Source organism: Streptococcus alactolyticus, assembly GCF_042649785.1.
Taxonomy (GTDB): Bacteria; Bacillota; Bacilli; order Lactobacillales; family Streptococcaceae; genus Streptococcus; species Streptococcus alactolyticus.
Window position 1 is genome coordinate 1 of record NZ_JBHRZX010000029.1, and the last position, 4,370, is coordinate 4,370.

3 protein-coding genes and 1 pseudogene are annotated in these 4,370 nt (G+C 42.1%); 1 reads left to right on the top strand and 3 read right to left on the bottom strand.

Going from position 1 to position 4,370, the window contains the following annotated elements; translation table 11 throughout:
• The 3 genes and pseudogenes from ACFORE_RS06445 to ACFORE_RS06455 all read right to left on the bottom strand — a co-directional run.
• Positions 1-146: pseudogene (locus ACFORE_RS06445) on the bottom strand (IS3 family transposase); the annotation flags it as partial.
• 78 nt (positions 147-224) lie between these two features.
• Positions 225-1,160: a 4-hydroxy-tetrahydrodipicolinate synthase gene (dapA, locus tag ACFORE_RS06450; protein ID WP_154455511.1), complete on the bottom strand. Its 936-nt coding sequence runs from the start codon at positions 1,158-1,160 to the stop codon at positions 225-227.
• A 53-nt stretch (positions 1,161-1,213) separates the two neighbouring features.
• On the bottom strand, positions 1,214-2,290 hold the full coding sequence (locus ACFORE_RS06455) for an aspartate-semialdehyde dehydrogenase (protein ID WP_264879823.1): 1,077 nt from the start codon (positions 2,288-2,290) through the stop codon (positions 1,214-1,216).
• A 252-nt stretch (positions 2,291-2,542) separates the two neighbouring features.
• Between ACFORE_RS06455 and ACFORE_RS06460 the strand changes: the two genes are divergently transcribed.
• The gene (locus ACFORE_RS06460) at positions 2,543-4,261 is read left to right on the top strand and encodes a phospho-sugar mutase (protein WP_380435060.1); all 1,719 of its coding nucleotides are present in this window, start codon (positions 2,543-2,545) and stop codon (positions 4,259-4,261) included.
• The last annotated feature ends 109 nt before the right edge of the window (positions 4,262-4,370 follow it).

The following is a 4,370-nucleotide window of genomic DNA, read 5'->3' on the forward strand; positions in this document are numbered from 1 at the left end:
TAGTTCAGGAGAATAATACCTATTCTTACTTTTCTTAACAACCTCAACACCATATCTATGAGTTTAATCATATATTTTAGGTACCAAGACATTCCATTTTTTCTTAGTTTGTATATTTCCAATTTATCTTCATAAGTTAATTTCATACAAAAAGCACCCCGATCGTTAGATTTTATGTCTAATTTTTGGGGTGCAGTTCAAAAACTTTGCTACTTTTGTTTTGATTAATAATCTGGTCGCAAAACACCTGTGACGGTTTCTTTAGTGGCTTCAATATCACCGTCAATAACAACGTCAATGATACGTTTGGCATCTTCTGGTGGACATGGAACCAATGGCAAGCGTAGCGGACCTGTTTCAAAGCCAAGGTAATTAAGCACAGCCTTAACAGGCGCAGGACTTGGGTAAGAGAACAAGGCATTCACTTTCGGAATGAATTGGCGTTGGATGGCAGCCGCTTTTTTAATGTCACTGTTTTCGATAGCTGTCAGCATGTCGTGCATCTCATCACCATTAACGTGAGAAGCAACCGAAATCACACCGTCTGCCCCAAGATTCATGGCATGGAAAGCATCACCGTCTTCACCTGTGTAAACCAAGAAATTCTTAGGTTTGTGTTCAATCAAGTAAGCCATATTGGCTAGGCTGGTACATTCTTTAACCCCAATAATGTTAGGGTGTTCAGCCAAACGCAGCATGGTTTCAGGAGTCATTTCAACCACTACACGACCTGGGATATTGTAGATAATGATTGGCAAATCGCTGGCATCAGCAATGGCTTTAAAGTGCTGATACATGCCTTCTTGCGATGGCTTATTGTAATAAGGAACGATGGCTAAACCAGCCGCAAAGCCTCCAAAGACCGCTACTTCACGAGCAAATTCAATGGAGTCGCGCGTGTCGTTTGTTCCGATACCAGCAATCAGTGGCACACGACCGTTGACGATTTTTTGAACTGCTGCAAACAACTCCAACTCTTCATCGTGGGTCAATGTTGGACTTTCTGCTGTTGTTCCTGCTAGTAAAAGTGCATCTGTGTGGTGAGCCAGCAAATGCTCCACCAATTTTGGCAATGCCCCAAAGTTAATAGAACCGTCTGCACTGAAAGGGGTGATCATCGCCGTAATGATTTTAACGTCTTTTAAATCTTCAATAGCCATCCTTATCTCCTATCCTTTTTGTCCTCTAATGTTCCTGTTTGTGTTTGCTTGGCTTATTTTAGTTCAAATTTTAATTCTTTTGTTGGGCGGACAAGACCACGTTCGTGAAGGGTTTCTGCAATTTGAACTGAGTTCCAAGCAGCACCTTTGAGGAGGTTATCTGAAACCACCCACATATGAATACCATTGGCAACATCCAAGTCCTTGCGAATACGACCAACGAAGGTTTCGCGTTTACCAACTGCATTAGCCGCTTGTGGATAAACTTGGTTAGCCACATCATCTTCAAGCACAGCACCTGGGAAGGCTGCGATAGCCGATTTCACCTCATCAATCGGTGCCACTTCTTTGGTTTCAATGTAAACAGATTCTGAATGTGAATAAAGCACAGGCACACGCACACAAGTCGCAGAAACAGGAAGTTCTGGCTCTTCCATGATTTTCTTAGTTTCCTTGGTCATTTTCATTTCTTCATAAGTGTAATCGTTGTCTGTGAACACATCGATTTGTGCCAAGGCATTAAAGGCAATTGGGAAGTGTTTTTTGTCCCCACCGCATGGCAAAATGTCAGCGCGGAGGTCTTTTGGTTCAACACCGTCGTTCACCACTTCCTTGATTTCACGAAGGGTTTCATTAATAGCCGATTGGCCAGCACCTGAAACAGCTTGGTAAGTTGATACAATAACACGGCTCAAGCCCCATTTTTGGCGAATAGGTTCCAAAGCAACCATCATTTGAATGGTTGAACAGTTTGGGCAGGCAATGATTCCGTTGTGGTCATCTAGCGCGTGCGCATTAACTTCAGGAACAACCAAAGGCACATCTGGATTTTGACGGAAATAAGACGTGTTATCAACGACCACTGCTCCAGCTTTTACCGCATAAGGAGCAAATTTAGCTGACACTGAACCACCTGCTGAGAAAAGAGCAATATCAACGCCTTCAAATGACTCTTCAGTGGTCAATTCAACCGTCACATCCTGCCCCTTGTACTGCAAAACCTTACCAGCAGAACGAGAAGATGACAAAAGACGCACCTTGTCAATCGGGAGTGTTGATTGTTCCAATTGTTGAATCATGCGAGTTCCAACGGCACCTGTGGCACCAACGACAGCGACTGTATAGCCCATTTCAATACCTCTTCCTGTGAAAATAGTTGTAATAGCTATTCTCGAAATTTTCTAAAAATTATAGTGCTTCTATTATACTATTTTTTTAAGCAAAAAGAAAGTTCTCCTTTAAGCAAATTGGCTCCCATTTTTTGAAAATTTACAGGCTATTTTTAGGGATTTTACAAAGGATTCTTCAATTTGCACTAGATAATTCCCTAAAAACATGATATAATGTAAGCGTTTAGACGAACAAATAAAGGAGTTCTACTTATGTCTTATAGTCAAAATTATGAAAAATGGTTAAACTTTGAACAACTCCCTGACTATCTTCGTCAGGAATTGCTCCAAATGGATGAAAAAACCAAAGAGGATGCCTTTTACACCAACCTTGAGTTTGGTACGGCTGGTATGCGTGGATACATCGGTGCTGGTACAAACCGCATCAACATCTACGTTGTTCGCCAAGCAACTGAAGGATTGGCAAAATTGATTGAAACAAAAGGCGACGAGGCTAAAAAACGCGGTGTAGCTATTGCTTACGATTCTCGTCACTTCTCACCTGAATTTGCCTTTGAATCAGCACAAGTTTTAGCCCAACACGGCATTAAAAGCTATGTGTTTGAATCATTACGTCCAACCCCTGAATTATCATTTGCCGTTCGTCATTTAGGCACATTTGCTGGTATCATGATTACTGCCAGCCACAACCCTGCACCATTTAACGGTTACAAAGTTTATGGTGAAGACGGTGGGCAAATGCCACCAGCTGATGCTGATGCTTTGACTGACTTTATCCGTACTATTGAAGACCCATTCACCATTGCTTTGGCTGACCTTGAAGAAAGCAAAGCTTCTGGCTTGATTGAAGTTATCGGTGAATCGGTTGATGCAGAATACCTTAAAGAAGTTAAAGACGTGAACATCAACCAAGACTTGATTGATGAATACGGTAAAGACATGAAGATTGTCTACACACCACTTCACGGTACTGGTGAAATGTTGGCACGTCGTGCCCTTGCTCAAGCTGGTTTTAACTCAGTTCAAGTCGTTGAAGCTCAAGCTGTTCCAGACCCTGATTTTTCTACCGTTAAATCACCAAACCCAGAAAACCAAGAAGCCTTTGCTCTTGCAGAAGAACTTGGCCGCAAGGTCGATGCTGACGTGCTTGTTGCCACTGACCCTGATGCTGATCGTCTTGGTGTTGAAATTCGTCAAGCAGACGGTTCTTACCGCAACCTTTCTGGTAACCAAATCGGTGCTATTATCGCTAAATACATTCTTGAAGCCCACAAATCAGCTGGTACATTACCAGAAAATGCAGCCCTAGCTAAATCAATCGTTTCAACTGAATTGGTGACAAAAATCGCTGAAAGCTACGGTGCAACAATGTTTAACGTCTTGACTGGTTTCAAATTCATCGCTGAGAAAATTCAAGAATTTGAAGAAAAACGCAACCACACTTACATGTTTGGTTTTGAAGAAAGCTTTGGTTATCTTATCAAACCATTTGTACGTGATAAAGATGCTATCCAAGCCGTTCTTATCGTGGCTGAAATTGCCGCTTACTACCGTTCACGTGGTTTGACACTTGCTGATGGTATCGAAGAAATCTACAAAGAATACGGCTACTTCGCTGAAAAAACTATTTCTGTTACCCTTAGCGGTGTTGACGGTGCTGCCGAAATCAAGAAAATCATGGATAAATTCCGCAACAACGCTCCAGTGGCATTCAACGAAACAGCTATTGCCAAAACAGAAGATTTCTTGGCGCAAACAGCTACTACTGCTGACGGTAGCGTGACAGCTTTGACAACGCCACCAAGCAACGTGTTGAAATACACTCTTGCTGATGATTCTTGGATTGCAGTTCGCCCTTCAGGTACAGAACCAAAAATCAAATTCTACATCGCGACAGTTGGAACTGACTTGGCTGATGCAGAAGCTAAAATTGCTAACATCGAAGCTGAAATCAACAACTTCGTCAAATAAGACAAAAGAGAGGAACTTTCTCTCTTTTTTGGCTCTTTGTCAACTGTAGTGGGTAGATGAAAAGCTAACACCTAGAGAGGACGAACTTCGTCCTCTCTTTCTTTATGTT

Coding starts and splice junctions, on each gene's coding strand:
- dapA (WP_154455511.1), bottom strand. CDS start 1,160: ATGGCTATTGAAGATTTAAAAGACGTTAAAATCATTACGGCGATGATC.
- ACFORE_RS06455 (WP_264879823.1), bottom strand. CDS start 2,290: ATGGGCTATACAGTCGCTGTCGTTGGTGCCACAGGTGCCGTTGGAACT.
- ACFORE_RS06460 (WP_380435060.1), top strand. CDS start 2,543: ATGTCTTATAGTCAAAATTATGAAAAATGGTTAAACTTTGAACAACTC.